The organism is Streptomyces sp. NPDC050121, from assembly GCF_044460385.1.
GTDB classification, from domain to species: domain Bacteria; phylum Actinomycetota; class Actinomycetes; order Streptomycetales; family Streptomycetaceae; genus Streptomyces; species Streptomyces soliscabiei.
Window position 1 is genome coordinate 1 of the sequence record NZ_JBITJV010000080.1, and the last position, 15018, is coordinate 15018.

The 15018-nt window shown below is 67.5% G+C and carries 14 protein-coding genes and 2 pseudogenes; 6 read left to right on the forward strand and 10 right to left on the reverse strand.

Translation table 11 applies throughout. The features are described from left to right. Both ACIBTS_RS48395 and ACIBTS_RS48400 read left to right on the forward strand, forming a co-directional pair. Window positions 1–1365, forward strand: a 1365-nt coding sequence (locus ACIBTS_RS48395; RefSeq protein ID WP_399328249.1) for a transposase, incomplete at its 5' end; no start/stop codon positions are given. Next, a complete protein-coding gene (locus ACIBTS_RS48400) occupies window positions 1319–2941 on the forward strand; it encodes an ISAzo13 family transposase (protein WP_399328251.1) in 1623 nt (540 codons plus the stop codon). The genes ACIBTS_RS48395 and ACIBTS_RS48400, both read left to right, overlap by 47 nt. A 53-nt stretch (window positions 2942–2994) precedes the next feature. On the opposite strand, the gene ACIBTS_RS48405 is transcribed toward ACIBTS_RS48400, so the two are convergent. The 7 genes from ACIBTS_RS48405 to ACIBTS_RS48435 form a co-directional block, all read right to left on the reverse strand. After that, complete coding sequence (locus ACIBTS_RS48405; RefSeq protein ID WP_399328253.1) at window positions 2995–3825, reverse strand: IS3 family transposase; 831 nt, start codon at window positions 3823–3825, stop codon at window positions 2995–2997. Continuing rightward, complete coding sequence (locus ACIBTS_RS48410; protein WP_037724813.1) at window positions 3822–4130, reverse strand: IS3 family transposase; 309 nt, start codon at window positions 4128–4130, stop codon at window positions 3822–3824. The genes ACIBTS_RS48405 and ACIBTS_RS48410 overlap by 4 nt, the downstream gene beginning before the upstream one ends. 107 nt (window positions 4131–4237) lie before the next feature. After that, window positions 4238–6739 carry a phosphoribosyltransferase gene (locus tag ACIBTS_RS48415; RefSeq protein WP_399328255.1) on the reverse strand — a complete coding sequence of 834 codons (2502 nt, stop codon included), beginning with the start codon at window positions 6737–6739 and terminating at the stop codon, window positions 4238–4240. Between the two features lie 319 nt (window positions 6740–7058). Next, window positions 7059–7538, reverse strand: a complete 480-nt coding sequence (locus ACIBTS_RS48420) for a flavin reductase family protein (RefSeq protein WP_399328257.1) — start codon at window positions 7536–7538, stop codon at window positions 7059–7061. A 365-nt stretch (window positions 7539–7903) separates the two neighbouring features. Then, a complete protein-coding gene (locus tag ACIBTS_RS48425; protein WP_399328259.1) occupies window positions 7904–9085 on the reverse strand; it encodes an HpcH/HpaI aldolase/citrate lyase family protein in 1182 nt (393 codons plus the stop codon). A gap of 187 nt (window positions 9086–9272) precedes the next feature. Beyond that, window positions 9273–10289, reverse strand: a complete 1017-nt coding sequence (locus ACIBTS_RS48430; RefSeq protein WP_399328261.1) for an NAD-dependent epimerase/dehydratase family protein — start codon at window positions 10287–10289, stop codon at window positions 9273–9275. Beyond that, window positions 10286–10732: a type II toxin-antitoxin system RatA family toxin gene (locus ACIBTS_RS48435; RefSeq protein WP_399328263.1), complete on the reverse strand. Its 447-nt coding sequence runs from the start codon at window positions 10730–10732 to the stop codon at window positions 10286–10288. The genes ACIBTS_RS48430 and ACIBTS_RS48435 overlap by 4 nt, the downstream gene beginning before the upstream one ends. A 61-nt stretch (window positions 10733–10793) precedes the next feature. On the opposite strand from ACIBTS_RS48435, the gene ACIBTS_RS48440 reads away from it, so the two are divergent. Then, complete coding sequence (locus ACIBTS_RS48440) at window positions 10794–11159, forward strand: hypothetical protein (protein ID WP_399328264.1); 366 nt, start codon at window positions 10794–10796, stop codon at window positions 11157–11159. Window positions 11160–11175: 16 nt separating this feature from the next. Here ACIBTS_RS48440 and ACIBTS_RS48445 read toward each other — a convergent pair whose 3' ends face one another. Further along, entirely contained in the window at window positions 11176–11412 is a 237-nt protein-coding gene (locus ACIBTS_RS48445) for a hypothetical protein (RefSeq protein ID WP_399328266.1), read from the reverse strand. A 254-nt stretch (window positions 11413–11666) separates the two neighbouring features. On the opposite strand from ACIBTS_RS48445, the gene ACIBTS_RS48450 reads away from it, so the two are divergent. Further along, complete coding sequence (locus ACIBTS_RS48450; RefSeq protein WP_399328268.1) at window positions 11667–12941, forward strand: aspartate aminotransferase family protein; 1275 nt, start codon at window positions 11667–11669, stop codon at window positions 12939–12941. A gap of 166 nt (window positions 12942–13107) precedes the next feature. Continuing rightward, window positions 13108–13470 (forward strand): annotated as a pseudogene (locus ACIBTS_RS48455) (transposase); the annotation flags it as partial. A 108-nt stretch (window positions 13471–13578) separates the two neighbouring features. On the opposite strand, the pseudogene ACIBTS_RS48460 reads toward ACIBTS_RS48455, so the two are convergent. Both ACIBTS_RS48460 and ACIBTS_RS48465 read right to left on the reverse strand, forming a co-directional pair. Beyond that, window positions 13579–13776: pseudogene (locus ACIBTS_RS48460) on the reverse strand (integrase); the annotation flags it as partial. Between the two features lie 12 nt (window positions 13777–13788). Next, window positions 13789–14340, reverse strand: coding sequence for a hypothetical protein (locus ACIBTS_RS48465; protein ID WP_399328270.1), 552 nt, complete (start codon window positions 14338–14340; stop codon window positions 13789–13791). Between the two features lie 180 nt (window positions 14341–14520). Here ACIBTS_RS48465 and ACIBTS_RS48470 point away from each other — a divergent pair. After that, a partial coding sequence (locus ACIBTS_RS48470; RefSeq protein ID WP_399328272.1) for a transposase domain-containing protein occupies window positions 14521–15018 on the forward strand: 498 nt, incomplete at its 3' end.

The window sequence follows — 15018 nt, forward strand, 5'->3', positions numbered from 1 at the left end:
GGGCTGGTCGGCTCCGGAGGGAGGCAGCGCACGGACTCGACACACGTACTCGCTGCGGTCCGCGGCCTCAACCGCCTGGAGTTCATCGGCGAGACGCTGCGGGCGGTGCTGGAAGCACTCGCCGCAGCCGCGCCGGACTGGCTGCGCGCGTCGATGGACCCGGCGTGGCAGGAACGCTACGGGGCGCGGGTCGACGCCTACCGACTGCCGACCGACGAGCAGGAGCGGCGCACCCTCGCCCGGCAGATCGCCACTGACGGATACCGCCTGCTCGAAGCTGTCTTCGCGCCGACGGCGCCAGGATGGCTGCAGCAGGTGCCTGCCGTCACCGTCCTGCGCACGGTGTGGGTGCAGCAGTTCACGCGCACTGTCACCGACGGCGAAGAGGAGGTGACCTGGCGGGGGAAGGACGATCTCCCGCCGAGCAGAGCAATGGTCGCCTCGCCCTACGATCCTGAGGCCCGGTACGCCAAGAAGCGCGGATCCGCCTGGGTCGGCTACAAGATCCATCTCAGTGAGAGCTGTGACGACCCTCGGGCGTCGAAGCGCCCGCACTTGATCACCCACGTTGTCACGACCGACGCCACGGTCAACGACGCGATGGTCGTCGAGGAGGTCCACGACCGACTTACCAGCAAGGGTCTCTTACCAGGGGAGCGTCTCCTGGACGCTGGCTACACCTCGGCCGAGCTGCTGCTCACCGCGCCGACCACCCATGGCGTCAGCGTCGTCGGCCCAGTCCGGTCCAACAACACCCGGCAGTCGACATCGGGCGGAGGCTTCGGCAAGTCCGCCTTCACCATCAACTGGCAGGCCAAGCACGCACTTTGCCCGACCGGCGCCACCAGCAGGTATTGGACGGAGGGAGTGGACAACAACGGCCGGGACGCGATCCGCATCCGCTTCGCAACCGCCACCTGCGCGCCCTGCCCGGTGCGCGATCAGTGCACCAGATCCACCCAGTACGGGCGGCAGCTGACTGTCCGGCCCCAGGAACAGGACGCGGTGTTGGAACGCGTCCGAGCGGAGCAGTCCACCGACGAGTGGAAGGACCGCTACGCGGCCCGCGCCGGCGTGGAAGGCACCATCCACCAGGCCGTCGCGACCGCCGACGTCCGCCGGACCCGCTACATCGGCCTGGCCAAGACGCGGCTCGCACACATTCTCACAGCAACCGCCATCAACTTGATCCGCCTCGACGCCTGGTGGAACGAAACCCCCCTCGCACGCACGCGCATATCCCGACTGGCAGGGGAGTGTCTAAGGGCTTGCAGATCATCAAGGTGTTGCTTCCCGTTCTGGGGCTCGTTGGTGTGGTATGCGCATCCCGGACGAGGCTCGTGCCCAACTCGCTGTGAAGTTTGAGGTGTTGTTTCCGCATCTGGACGAGAGGCAGCGACGCTTACTGATGGGAGCGGAGGCCCGGGTGCTGGGGCATGGCGGTATCCGGGCCGTCGCGCGGGCGGCCGGGGTGAGCGAGACGACGGTCCGCAAGGGTGTGTTCGAGCTGGAGGCCGGCGAGGCCCCGTTGAGTCGGGTGCGGCGGCCGGGTGGAGGGCGCAAGCGGGTCGCCGACCTCGACCCGGGGCTGCGGCCCGCACTGCTGGCGCTGGTCGAGCCGGACGAGCGGGGGGATCCGATGTCGCCGCTGCGATGGACGGTGAAGTCGACCCGCACCCTCGCTCGGGAGCTGACCCGGGCCGGGCACAAGGTCAGCGCCGATACCGTCGCCGGTCTGCTGCGGGAGGAGGGCTTCAGCTTGCAGGGCAACGCCAAGACCATCGAGGGCAGCCAGCATTCGGACCGCGACGCCCAGTTCCGCTATCTCAACGAGCAGGCGCGCGAGCACCGGGACGCCGGCCAGCCGGTGATCAGCGTGGACACCAAGAAGAAGGAGCTCGTCGGAGAGTTCAAGAACAGCGGCCGTTCGTGGCGGCCTGCGGGTGACCCGGCCCCGGTGCACATCCACGACTTCGCCGACCCCAAGCTGGGCAAGGCCATCCCCTACGGCGTCTACGACCTGGCGGCGAACACCGGCTGGGTCAACGTCGGCACCGATCACGACACCGCGGCCTTCGCGGTGGAATCGATCCGCCGCTGGTGGCGCGGTCAGGGCCACGCCGCCTATCCCGCCGCGACACGGCTGCTGATCACCGCCGACGCGGGCGGCTCCAACGGCTACCGCACCCGGGCCTGGAAGCTCGAACTCGCCCGGCTCGCCGCCGAGACGGGCCTGACCGTCACGGTCTGCCATCTGCCGCCCGGCACATCGAAGTGGAACAAGATCGAGCACAGGCTCTTCTCGCACATCACCATGAACTGGCGCGGCCGCCCGCTGACCAGCCACGAAGTCATCGTCGAGTCCATCGCCGCGACCACCACCCGCACCGGACTGCGCGTCACGGCCGAATTGGACACCAACACCTACCCGACCGGAGTCGCCATCGACGACGCGGAGATGGCAGCCCTGCCGCTGACTCGCCATGCCTTCCACGGCGACTGGAACTATGCCCTGCACCCCCAGCCGGCCCCGGCCATCCTGGCGGCCCCGCAGGCGCCGACGCCGGAATGGGACCAGGCCCTGCTGTCCGCCCCCGCACTGACCGGGATGTCTCCACACCAGCTGGACGACCTCACTCATACCCTGGCCCCGGACGGTGATACCGGACGCGGCCGCCCGCCCCGGCTCGCCTTCCCCGAACAGGTCCTGGCCACCGTGCTCCACCTGCGCGTCAGCCTGGCCGCGGAACCCCTCGCCGTACTGTTCGGCAGCAGCCGCACCGCCATGCACCGCACTCTGCTGAAGATCAGGAGACTGCTCGAGGCACACGGCATCAGCGTCCCACCGGCGACCACCCCGCCCGCCGCCCTCGCACCCCTCCAGGCCCGGGTCCTCGCCCTGAGTAACGACCCCAACAGCAAGATCAAGACGACGTGTTAATGATCTGCAAGCCCTTAGACACCACAATGATCACGAAGCCCGTGCCTGCTCTGCTATGCGCCCCAACCGGTCACAACCCGACCAGCCGCACGACCCCGGAACTTGCAACCGCCCTGGCGGACAGCGGCCCGGCTGGGCCAGGCGACGGTGCCGAGCAGCTCGCGCTTGATGGTGGCGAAGAATGACTCGGCGAGCGCGTTGTCCCAGCACTGACCGGTCCGACCGACGGACAGACGGACCCCGAACTCCCTTGCCAGTGTGGCGAATTGCTGGCTGGTGTACTGACAGCCGCGATCGGAGTGGAAGATCACCGGACGGGTGGGGCGACGCCGGCGGCAGGCGTCCGTCAGGGCGTCGGCGACCAGTTCGGTCCGCAGGTGATCGGCCGTCGCCCAGCCGACCACCCGGCGGGAGGCGATGTCGATGACCGTGGCCAGGTAGAGCCAGCCCTCCTCGGTCGGGATATAGGTGATGTCACCGCACCAGCGAGTGTTCAAGGCCGTGACATCAGGCCGGAAGTCCCGGTCAACGAGGTCGGGCCTGACGGCAGCGCGTGGATCGGGGATCGTTGTCGGGTGCCGCCGCCTGCGGTGTCGGCCCTGCAGGCCGGCGGCCCGCATCAGCCAGGCGACGCGGCGGCGACCGCACCCGGAGCCCTCCCGCTTGAGTACGGCATGCACGCGCGGGGCGCCGTAGGTGCCACGGGAGCGTTCGTGCACGGCCGTGATCAGTTCGGTCAGCTCGGTGTCACGGACCGCCCGCGGACCGGGCGTTGCGGTGCGGCGGGCATAGAAGGCGGTCCGGGAGACCTTCAGCAGCTCACACGCTCGCTTCACGCTGTGACCTGCACGCTTCTCCGCCTCGATGAACGGGTGCACCGTCACCGGGTCTCCTTCGCGAAGAAAGCCGTCGCACGCTTGAGGACCTCGACGTCCTCGCGCAGCCGGCGGTTCTCCCGCCGCAGCGCGGCCAGCTCCTCGCGTTCGCTGCTGGTCAGGCCGTCGCGCTCGCCCGCGTCGACCTCGGCCTGGCTGACCCACAGCCGCACCGCGGTCTCGGTCAGATCGAAGTCCTTGGCGATCTGGCCAACCGAGCGGTCACCACGCCGGCACAGCTCGACGATCTCGGCCTTGAACTCCGGCGTGAACGAACGGCGAGGCCGAGGCTTCTTCTTCCCCATGCTCTCCATGATGGACATCCTCTCGGGGCAGAACCCCTGATCTCGAATGTCCGTCAAAGCGAATCAAGCCCACGTTCGGTCGAGATCGCTGGCGACGAGCACACGGGGGCCGGGCATCAGAGCGCCACCGCCTTGCCGTCGGCACCGGTCGCGCCCCGTGTGTACTTGGGGTGGATCAGTCCCACACAGGTGTACGGCAGCTCCGCCACCTCTTCCACCGGTACCCCTCTCTGTTCGGCGAGCAGGCGTACGTGGTCGAGGTCCGCGCCCGCCCCGGCCCGCGCGAGGATCTTCCACGGTACCCGGCGCAGCAGCACCCGGGTGGTCTCCCCGACACCGGGCTTGACCAGGTTGACGTCGTGGATGCCGTACTCCTCGCTGATCCGTTCGACGGCCGCCCAGCCCTCCCAGGTGGGCGTGCGGTCGGCGGACAGCAGCTCCTTGGTGCGGGCGTCGACGGTGTCGGCGACGTCGGCGAAGCGGGCCGAGACGACGTCCAGGAACTCCACGGAGACATCGGCGCCGGCCAGTTCGCGGTAGAACTTGGCGCCGTGGAAGTCGTCCGGTCCGACGAGGTCCGCGCGCAGCACGGTTCGCGATATCAGCCCGGAGACGGTCGAGTTGAGGCACGCCGAGGGGATGAGGAAGTCCTCGCGGGTGCCGTAGGTGCGGACGCAGGAGCCGGGGTCGGCGAGCACCGCGATCTCCGGGTCGAACCCGGTGACACCCTCGACCCGCTCGAACTCCTCGATGGCGGCGGTGAGTTCACGGGTGATCGCGCCCTTGCCGGTCCAGCCGTCGACGAACACGACGTCCGCCGGGTCGTGGTGGGCGGCCAGCCAGCGCAGCGCGTTGGCGTCGATGCCGCGGCCCCGCACGATCGAGACGGCGTAGTGCGGCAGTTCGACGCCGTGCCGCTGCCGCGCCCACCGGCGCATCAACACGCCCACGGGCGTCCCGGCGCGGGCGAGCGACACCAGGACGGGGCGCGGGGACCGCTCCGCGAGCACGGTCTCGGTCACGACCCCGACGGCCACGGCGATCCGCTCGGCCGAGGCGTCCAGGGCGCTGTGGAAGAGGGCCTGGTACTGCTCGCTCGGCTGGTACTCGACCGGCAGCGACTCGGCGTAGTGCGCCCCGCCGCTCTGGTTGGCCTCCTCCCGCTCCTCGGTCGGCGCCTCCAGGGTCACCTCGGAGAGGTCCTGCAGCAGCCATCCGACCTCCTCGGCCGCGTAGGAGGAGAACGCGGGGCCGCGCAGGGGCTCGGGCAGCATGAAGGGCCTTTCGGTGCGGTGCGGGGACGCCGCCCCGTCCGTCGACGGGACAGGGGACGGGACGTAGGACGGGACGACCGCGAGGAGGACGGTCGGCGTGTGGGCGGCGAGGGCGGCCAGGAGGCCGTCGGGCGCGTGGAGGGCGGGGGTGTCGGCGGTCGAGTCGACGACGGCGATCACCGCGTCGAAGCCGCCGCCGGCCACGTTGTACGCGTACCGCTCCCCCGGCCCGTCCGCGGGGTCGTCATGGGCGGGGAAGACGATACGGCTGCGTATCGCGTAGCCGGGGTCGTCGACGGCCAGCACGGGCGACCTCGTGGTGGTGGAGAACCGTACCTCCACCCCGTCCACCAGCCGCTCCAGCTCCGTCGCCAGCCTCAGCGGCGCGTACATCAGCTCCTCGAAGCCGAGGACGAGCACCCGTCGGGCGCCCTCGGGCAAGGACCGGGCGAGACGTGTGGCCATCCCCGGCAGCGCGGCCTCCAGGCGCTCCCGGTGCGCGGGGGCGAATCCGTGCCGCCCACCGTCGGGCACCCCGCGGGGCCAGCCCAGCTCGACCCGGCCGACCCACCCCGCGCACACCGGGGCGGCGGGCGCCCCCTCGTGCTCGGAGACCAGCGCCTGCCCCTTCTCCAGCACGCCCTCCGGAAGCCGCACGGTCCCCTTCGCGGTGGTCACCAGGTCGACGCGGGCCCCGATCTCCCGGGCGAACCCGGCGAGCCGCCCCTGGTCCCCGGCCGACCGCATGTCGACCAGCGCCACGACGACGTACCGCTCGCGCGGATACCGCTCGTGCAGCGCGCGGATGGTGTTGAGGACCGTGTTCCCGGTGGAGAACTCGTCGTCGACGAGGACCAGCGGCCCGGTCCCGGCCAGCAGCTCCGGGTCCTCCGGCAGCAGCAGGTGCGACGTCGCGTGGGAGTGGGCCTCCTCGAAGCCGCCGGCCTGGGCGACCCTGTCGACGGGCCGCCGGGTGGAGTGGAGGTAGGGCGCGTCGCCGAGCCCGTCCGCGACGGAGTGCCCGAGCCCGGTCGCGGTCTCGGCGTACCCGAGGACGACCGAGGCCCGCGCACCGTCGGCCCCCAGCAGGTCCCGCACCCGGCGGCCGAGGGCGACCCCGTGCCCGTGCACGACGGCCGGCGACCGCGGCACATGCTTGCCGAGCACGTTCGACACGAGCAGATGCGCCCGCTTGGGGTTGCGCCGCAGCGCGAGCCCCAGCAGACCGCTCAGCTCCTCGTCACCCACCAGCTCGACCCCGAGCCGCTCGGCGACCCAGGTCCCGGACCAGATCGCGTCGGATGTGTCTGTGGTGTCGTCCGCTGCGTCAATGAACGAACCCATGTAGATGTCTCCTGAACCCAAGCTCCGTCAATTTCTGCGATCGTGGATATGGCCTTGACGATCAGCCGATAGGGGCGGATAGCAGAGCAGGCACAAGGCTTCGTGATCATTATGGTGTCAAGCCAAATGATCACGACTTGGTCCCGTGCCTGCTATTGCAGCTTCCCCTAGCCCAGCCGTGCTGGAGAAACTAGGGCTGCTGGATGTGGACCGGATCGCTGACCTGAGGTTGGAAAGGCTCATTGCCATGCCGCAGAGCAAGGCATTCGTGCGCTCGACCCGCTCGAGAAGTGGTCGTGCCGAGAGCTTGGACGATCGGTCAGCAACGGAGCGTGTTGAACTGGCCTTGGTGGTATATCAGCGGGCGTCCGGGGCCTGCCGGACTCCCCACGACGACTTCGGCCAGCATCACGCGATGCTCACCCGCCGGTACGCGCGCCACGACCCGGCACACCAGCCAGACAGGGACGTCGTTGAGAATGGGAACCCCTTTTGGGCCTCTTCGCCAGATGGTGGGAGCAGCGAATCGATCTGCACCGCTGCGGGCAAAATGCGTTGCCAGTTCTTGCTGGTGTTCGCCAAGCATGTGCACGCCGATATGGCTGGCTTCGGAGACTGCTGGCCAGCAGGATCCGGCGGTGTTGATGCCGAAGGAAACAAGCGGGGGATCGGCTGAAACGGAGGTCAGAGAGGTGGCTGTGAAGCCAACTGGCCCTGCGCCGCTCTGGGCTGTGATTACGGCGACTCCTGCCGCATGTCGCCGGAAGGCGGACCGCAGGAGGTCGGATGCAGCGGTCATGGAGGTGTCTTTCTCAGGCGAGGAATATGGTGAGGAGCCTGATGCTTAGCTGAGCGAGGAGGGCGCCTATTACGCTGTGGAGGGGTCTCCGATCTATGGCATGGTCGGCGGCCACGGGAGGCCATCCTTCGGATGAGGAATTGCTGACCGTTTTGGCGGCACCCGTTAGCATGCCAAAAGGCGGACCAGTCGTGAACCTCATCTGTCGTCGCCGCAAAGGATCGTCGGCGACGATCTCACTCGCTCATAAGCCATAACCTCGTGCCATCAGTGACACGGGCTCCAGTCGATGCACTCATGGACTAGCGTGATCGCCCTACATTCCAGAGATCCCGATGCGACTTTAATCAATCGCCACCCTCCCGTTATAACGGCAACAGAGAAAGGGCCGACTGCCCTGCAGTCAGCAATTCGGCAAATCCGACGTCCTGATTGGCGACTCCGAAGAGTTCAGCGCGCAGTACGATCCGTTCGGCCCATGTTCGGTGCGGCTTTACTTCATTCATCTTGTTCGTATACGCAGACCTCAGCACGCCCCCTCCGCGATGCTCGACCTTTAGGATGTCCTGCGCATCGCTAAACTCCTCGTGACTGACTACCGAAAGCGCGTGTACAGGCAGAACGTGTGACGGATGTATGCAGGTCTTACCCATCAGACCATTTACTTGGTCCAGGGAAATTTCGCGAAGTAGTCCGTCCATCGAGTGCTCGATGAGTTCCCTGCGCAGTTCCATGGCTTGCACTTCTGCGAACGGACTCTGCCGCAACTGGTGCTTAAACACTCGTTCTTGCACCGGAAAGTACTCCCATACGGGTCCAGTTACGGTGAAACCTGTACCATCGGCCCGGCTCAGCACGTTGACCACGTCAGCGATCATTGAGGCCACAATCTGGATGTCGTAAGCGGTCATACCGGGACCTCGACGCAATCCATATGAGGAACAAAAGTCAGTGACGCCTAGACGCAGCGCTAGGACCCGATCTCGATATTTCTCGAGGACGCGACAAATCCGGGAAAGGGCATCCGCTCGAGACTCTAGATATAGGAGGTCGGGGGATTCCAGAATGGGCATGGCGTAGATTGGGCGGCCGCAAAGGTATTCTGCCTCGGCGAGAGCCTCCAGGAATGCAACGCCACGTTCTTCGGTGAACTTGGGGAGTGCAAAACCCGATATTATGCTCGCAGCGTTCCCAAGCCTTAGGGTGATATCCGGAATCTGTTGAGGGGTGCGGACTCGTATGAAGAGCAGTGGAAGGGCGAAGCTGGCCTGAGACAGGCGAACGAACTGATTAATCAGGTTCTTCTCCGCTGATATCACCTCGCCATCATCGATGGAGTCTTCCAGGCATATCACCATGGAGACGACTCCGCGTTCGGCCTGCTTGAGGACATCTTCGGCAAGGTAAGGCCTATTTGCCGGACTGTAGAGGGTGGCACCGAGAGCGGCGGATATTATCCGACTCGAGGAATCCGCACTGAAAGCAGACGGCTCTCGCCAGAAAAGACGCTTTCGCACATCGGGGGCAATGTATCCGAAATGGCGCATTGAAAATTCACCGTTCTCGCATAGGCCGCAAGACGAGTTCCATCTGGGTTTCCTTTGCGGAACCGCAAAATCTGCTGATCTTGATTCGCGATGCCCTTGTCCGATGCGGTTTTCGAAGTCCTGGGCCGCATGCTCAAGTCATTTACCTGGCAGGTGGGTTCCGAGGATGTGAACGAACAGGTGGCTGTCAGGCATGCCACGGGCGGGGGGTACGGCGAGCAAAGCTTGTGTGGGTGTGCGCCCAGCACCGAATCGACCGGTAAAGCACGTCCCGTGTGTCGGGGACCTGATGAGTGACGTCGAACGGGTCGGTCACCGACAGGTAGCCCTGGTAGGCACGAAAGGCGGTGACCTTCAACAGTTGCGCCCGGTCCAGGTGGTCCTCGGCGAAGGGCAGGAAGAAGCGATTCCACTGCTGGGGCGTCAGATACGGCAGCCGGTCCAGCAGCGGGACGTCGTGCTCGGCCCGCCAGGCATTAAGCGCTTCCAGAACAGTGTCGAAGGCCTCATCGACGCGTTGAGCGCCGCCGCCCCGGCCCAGCACGGACAGCCGGTGACCTTGCGCCGGGCCGAAATGAAGCAGTTGGACCACGTGGTCGGCGACGTCGTCAGTGCTGACCATGTCGAGGAGGCCCTTCTCCTCCGCGACGAGCGCGGGCACTGCGCCGCTGCACATAGAGGCGGGCAACCAGAAGAAGCCGCTGTAGCGGTCGAGCGCGCCGTCCGCCCGGGCGCCCATGACGATGGGGAAGCGCACGATGTCGGCGCTGTCCCTTTCAACACGGACTATGCGTTCGGCGTGCGCCTTGGACCACTCGTAAGAGTTGCGGTAGGCGTCCCGGGAGGGCGAGGAGATGTCGCCCTGGAGGCCCGTCACGAAGGATGAGGACAGGTGGACAAAATGGGTGTTGGGGCTGGCCAACGCGAGTACCGCGCGGAGCGGGGCGACGTTGGCGTTCTCGGCTTCCTTCTCCGGCAAGTTCCAGCGGGTGTCGGCGGCACAGTGAACGACAGCGTCCCAGGGGCCGCGCAGCTCCTCCGGCGGCTCGTGGGTGCCGATGTGCCAGGCGGAGTGATCCGGGCTCTCGGCGCCGCGGCGGCTGACGCCGTGCGGGGTGTGGCCGGCTGCCCGCAGCGCGCGCATAACCGCGCTGCCGACGGCTCCGGTGGCACCGGTGACCAGTACGCGGACGGGCGTGGTCACGCGACCGCCATGATTCGTCGCTCTATGGCCTGCAGCATGTGCTCGGCGTTCTCCCGCAGTGCCTTGCTAGCGACCGGGGTGAGCATGTCGGCGAGGAGCGGGATGCCTATCTCGAAGTCGACGGAGAAGGTGACGACCGAGGCGCCATCACCGGTACCTTCAACTCGCCGTTGTCCGCTGAATAGGTCGAGATCCCCGGACACCTGATCGAAGGACATGACCCTCCTGTCGTGGTCGAGGGTGTCCGTCTCGACCCACTCCAGGACCGAGCCTTTGAGTAGCACCGACCACTTGCTCGTGCGGACTCCGGTGTCGCTCTCACTGACTACCGTGACCGACTCGACGTTCGCCATGTAGGCGGCGTAGTCCTCGAGGCGGGTGACGGCTGCCCAGGCCTCGGGCGCCGAGGTGTTGATCGAAAGACTCACTTCAACATGCGGCATGACAGTGTTTCTCCATTCGTGGGTGGCGGTGGGGGCAGTCCGCCGGGTCGAAGGTGATCTCGTGTCCCGCGCAGAAGCTGCCGACGACCTCGTCGCAGACCAGGAGGGATGGTGGGTGGTGGTGGGCGGCGAGCGAGTCGAGTGCGAGCCCGGCCGCCCCCTGTCCGCGCCCGTAGAGTCGGCTGCCGACGACCGGGGTGACGGCGGCAGCACTCGGTCGCGGGTGTCGCTGAGGGTGACGCGCAGGCCCACCGCGGCGGCCATGGCTGCTTCTCCGCCGAGGGCGCCCGTGTCGATGCCCGCGGCAGACACCGCCGAGGGTGTGCACGTAGCGGGTGGAGCGGCCGAGCAGGGCGGTGTGCGCGGTCCGAAACGTCGGGTGACGCTCAGCCCGTGGTACGCGGTGTCCAGCAGTCCGCTTCTGTGACCGTCTCGCAGCGCGGCTATGGTGCAGCGGTCAGCACGGCGGCGCTGTCACGCACGGTGCTTGCGCGGCGGAAGCTAACGTCGATCAGGGTGCCGTGCTCGTGCGACAGGACGGGGAAGCGTTTGAGGTTCTCGCTCTCTACGAGAACGAGGAGGTCGAGGTTGCCGCGCACATTGCCGAGCCCGGCGAGCACCGAACCAGCGACCACCACAAGGGCTGGATTCCCCAAACCCTGGTCGGCCTCATTGAGCACAGCCGACATGGTCAGCCCTCGCAAGCCGAGGAAGGCCGAGAGGCGTTGGTCGAGGGCCTCCGGTTCAGGGAACGCAACAACGCCCGGAAAGTGGTCTCCATGCTCAGTGCACCTTTCGGATGGACAGCGACAGCGGTGACAATGTCAAGCCCACGGGAGCAGCTCAAATCGCGTTCCGGCAGCCGGAACACCTCTTCTCAGTGATGTTCGCGCGAGCTAGAACTACGTTCTTTACACCACGGAGAGGAAGAGCCATGGTCACGAACGCTCGCGACGATGCGGCCCACGAGACGCTCACCGCAATCCGTCGGCACTTCTCGCCACAACTGGCCCTGGTCTATGGCATGAACGGCGCTGGCGCCGTCGAGGCACGAGGTGATGGAGCCCGAGTGCGCCTGTCTGACGGCCGTACCGCGCTGGACTTCGGGAGTTACGCAGTGACCCTGCTGGGCCAGCGCCATCCGGCCGTGGTATCGGCAGTGCGTGACGAATTGGACGCGATGCCGGTGTCCAGCCGTGTCCTGGGTAATCGGGCCACCGCGTCCCTCGCCGGGGCCTTGGCTGCCTGGGCCGACCCAAGCCGCCTGACGAAGGTATGGCTGGGGCTGAACGGTTGCGACGCGGTCGAGGCGGCGCTGAAGCTGGCGCGCCGGGCCACCGGTCGGCATCGGGTGATCGCCGTAGAGGGCGCCTACCACGGCAAGTCCATGGGGGCGCTGGCGGCGACCTGGAACTCCCGCTACCGCGAGTCTCTGGAACCCCTGTTGGGCGGTGTCACCCACATACCGGCGGACGTGTCTGCGGTGCCCGGCGCATTCGAGGGCAAGGAAGTGGCCGCCGTGCTGGTGGAGCCCGTGCAGGGCGAGGGCGGGGTGCAGCCCCTGGAGCCAGCGTTCCTACGGGCGCTCGCGGACGCAGCCCGTGCGCACGGCGCGTTCCTGATCGCGGACGAGATACAGACCGGGCTGCGCCGCTGCGGTCCCCGTCTGGTCAGCGTCGACCTCGGTCTGGCGCCGGATGCCGTGCTGGTGGGCAAGGCTCTGGGCGGCGGGGTACAACCAGTCTCCGCAGTCGTGGCAACTCCGGAACTGTACGCGCCGCTGTCCGCGGACCCGTTCGTCCACACGAGCACGTTCTCCGGGCATCCGCTCGGTGCCGCTGCCGGGATGGCGGCACTACAGGCAGTGGAGGAACTCGCCCCGCGCGGCGAACACATGGCAGACCTTTTCGGTTCCGCTCTGGCGCGGCTGGCCGAACACCACCGCGGTCTGGTCACCGCAGTGCGAGGCTTGGGGCTGTTGTGGGGCGTGGAGTTCGCCACGAAGGCCGCCGCAGGCGAGGTGCTGATGGAGCTCGGCCGCCGGGGCCTGATCGTCTCCCCTTGCCTGGGCCGGCCGGAAGTGTTGCGGCTGCTGCCGCCGATCGTTGCCACGGACGAGGAGGCCGAGGAGGGGCTGGCCCTCCTACACGCCGTCTGCGCGGCGGTGCCCGACGAGTTTCGCACGCCGGCCGCCGCGGCGCTTCCCTAAGCATCCAGCGCCCGCTCCGGCCCGGGCCGGAGCGCAGCGGACCGTTGTTTCATCGTGAGGTGCGCAGGCGGCGGAGGCAGATAAGGCTGCGTGCCGGTTCGAGCAGGCCCTGATAAAGGTCGGCGCTCCGTTCGTAGCGGACCTGGAGCCGCTTGGTCGAGCCCGTGCAGAGCACGGCGACACGGCGGAGAACCCCACTGTGGCCATCGAGACCTCTCACGGTCTCCTGATCGCCGCACTGCGCTCGACCGGTCGTTCCGTGTACGCCATCAATCCCATGACCGCAGCACGTTACCGCGACCGGCGGACCGTCGCGCGCAAGAAGTCGGACCACCTCGACGCCCTGGTGCTGGCGCACATTCTCCGCACCGACGCTGACGCCCACCGCCCGCTCCCCGCCGACAGCGAGCTCGTCCAGGCCGTCGCCGTGCTTGCCCGTGCCCAGCAGGACGCGATCTGGGACCGTACTCAGGCTGGCAACAAGCTGACGTCGCACCTGCGCGAGTACTTCCCCGGCTACCTGGCCGCCATCGGCCACCGCCAGCTGATGAACCGGTGGGTCTCGTGGTTGAAGGCGAGCTGACGTTAGTCCGGTTCGTCGTCGGACTCCGTCGAGGATCTCGTCGAGGCCATCGGCGGATAGCGGCCGGCCGCGGGTCGGTCCTCGCAGCACCACGAACAGCTGGTCGTGGTCCACGGATGGACGCTCACGGTCCAGGTAGTCGCCGACCACGCTGAAGAACTGCGCGGAGACGGGTATCAGACGCTGGTGCCCGCCCTTGCCCTCGCTGATGAAGACCCGACGCTCGCCCGGTGAGAGGTCACCCAGGCGCAGGCCGAGGACCCCTCAGCGGCGCAGCCCGCCCAGCAGCATCGCCAGGATCATCGCCCTGTCCCATGCGGTGTTCAGGGCGCCGAGGACCATCTCGACCTCGGTCGGCCCTAGGACGCGTGGCAGGGTGCGAGGCGTGCGCAGCAGAGGTGCCCCGCCGGTGCGGCGGCGGTTGGCCAGTCCCGTCGGCACCGGGTTGCGGTCGACGGCGAGGTCGTCGCGGATCATCAGGCAGCCGAACAGCCCGGAGACGCTGTGTAGCCGGCGCTTGATGGTCCGGGCTGAGAGTCCGGCTTCACCGTCTTCGAGCCGGACGACCTTCGGGCCTTGACACGGCTTCTTCTGCGCGGTGATGAACGCGAAGATGTCTGCGGTGACGACGTCGGTCGGCTCCATGGGCACCACCGAGAAGAAGACCTTCAAGTCGTAGGCGGTGGCCAGCAGGGTGTTCGGCCTGCAGCGGGCAGCCACGAACTCCAGGTAGTCGTCGACCAGGACGTGGCCGAGCGATGCAGCAGGGTTGCCCGCGCCATCGACACGTTGTACCAACTCCGGCTGCAAAGCCATCCGAGCTCCTCGACGGGAGCGACCTGAAGTTTCCCCAAGGCCGGGTAGTTAGCGTATTTCCGCTGGTGGCAAGGGAGTTCGGCCTCGGGTAGGAACGCGGACAACGGGGCCGCGTTGGTCAGGTAGTCCGCCAAGACTTCCGGCCGTTGAGGAGCCCCGTTGCCCACGCGTCATTGTGCCCTGCCACCTGGTCTGGCGAGGGTCAACCGTGAGTTCACCGTGGCCGAGGGCCGGTTCGCGCCCGGTCGTCTGGGCGAGTTGACGCAGGTCATTCCATTCGACCTCGTCGATGCCGTCCTGGATGAAACCCGTTGCGTGCAGCGCCGGTTACGGGATCTGCCCTCGCGGGTCAGGGTCTACTTCCTTCTCGCGATGTGCCTGTTCCCGGAGGTCGGCTACCGGCTGGTCTGGCACAAACTGACCGCGGCCCTTACGGGCGTCGGGATCGAGGTCGCGGAGCCAACTGCGAAAGCCTTGCGTGACCTGCGCAGACGGCTCGGTGCAGAACCCATGAAGCGCGTGTTCGAGCCCCTGGCCGGCCCGCTCGCCCAGCCGGTGACTCCCGGAGTGCGGTTCGGGCCGTTCCGGATGGTCTCCTTCGACGGCTGCAGCTCGATCAAGCTCCCCGATACCGAGCGCAACGTGGAGTGGTTCGAACCCGGCAGCCGCGGCGGGTAT

Excerpts from the sequence above, each read along its gene's own strand:
- ACIBTS_RS48400 (WP_399328251.1), top strand. The coding sequence starts at position 1,319 with ATGCGCATCCCGGACGAGGCTCGTGCCCAACTCGCTGTGAAGTTTGAG.
- ACIBTS_RS48410 (WP_037724813.1), bottom strand. The coding sequence starts at position 4,130 with ATGGAGAGCATGGGGAAGAAGAAGCCTCGGCCTCGCCGTTCGTTCACG.
- ACIBTS_RS48415 (WP_399328255.1), bottom strand. The coding sequence starts at position 6,739 with ATGGGTTCGTTCATTGACGCAGCGGACGACACCACAGACACATCCGAC.
- ACIBTS_RS48420 (WP_399328257.1), bottom strand. The coding sequence starts at position 7,538 with ATGACCGCTGCATCCGACCTCCTGCGGTCCGCCTTCCGGCGACATGCG.
- ACIBTS_RS48425 (WP_399328259.1), bottom strand. The coding sequence starts at position 9,085 with ATGCGCCATTTCGGATACATTGCCCCCGATGTGCGAAAGCGTCTTTTC.
- ACIBTS_RS48435 (WP_399328263.1), bottom strand. The coding sequence starts at position 10,732 with ATGCCGCATGTTGAAGTGAGTCTTTCGATCAACACCTCGGCGCCCGAG.
- ACIBTS_RS48450 (WP_399328268.1), top strand. The coding sequence starts at position 11,667 with ATGGTCACGAACGCTCGCGACGATGCGGCCCACGAGACGCTCACCGCA.
- ACIBTS_RS48465 (WP_399328270.1), bottom strand. The coding sequence starts at position 14,340 with ATGGCTTTGCAGCCGGAGTTGGTACAACGTGTCGATGGCGCGGGCAAC.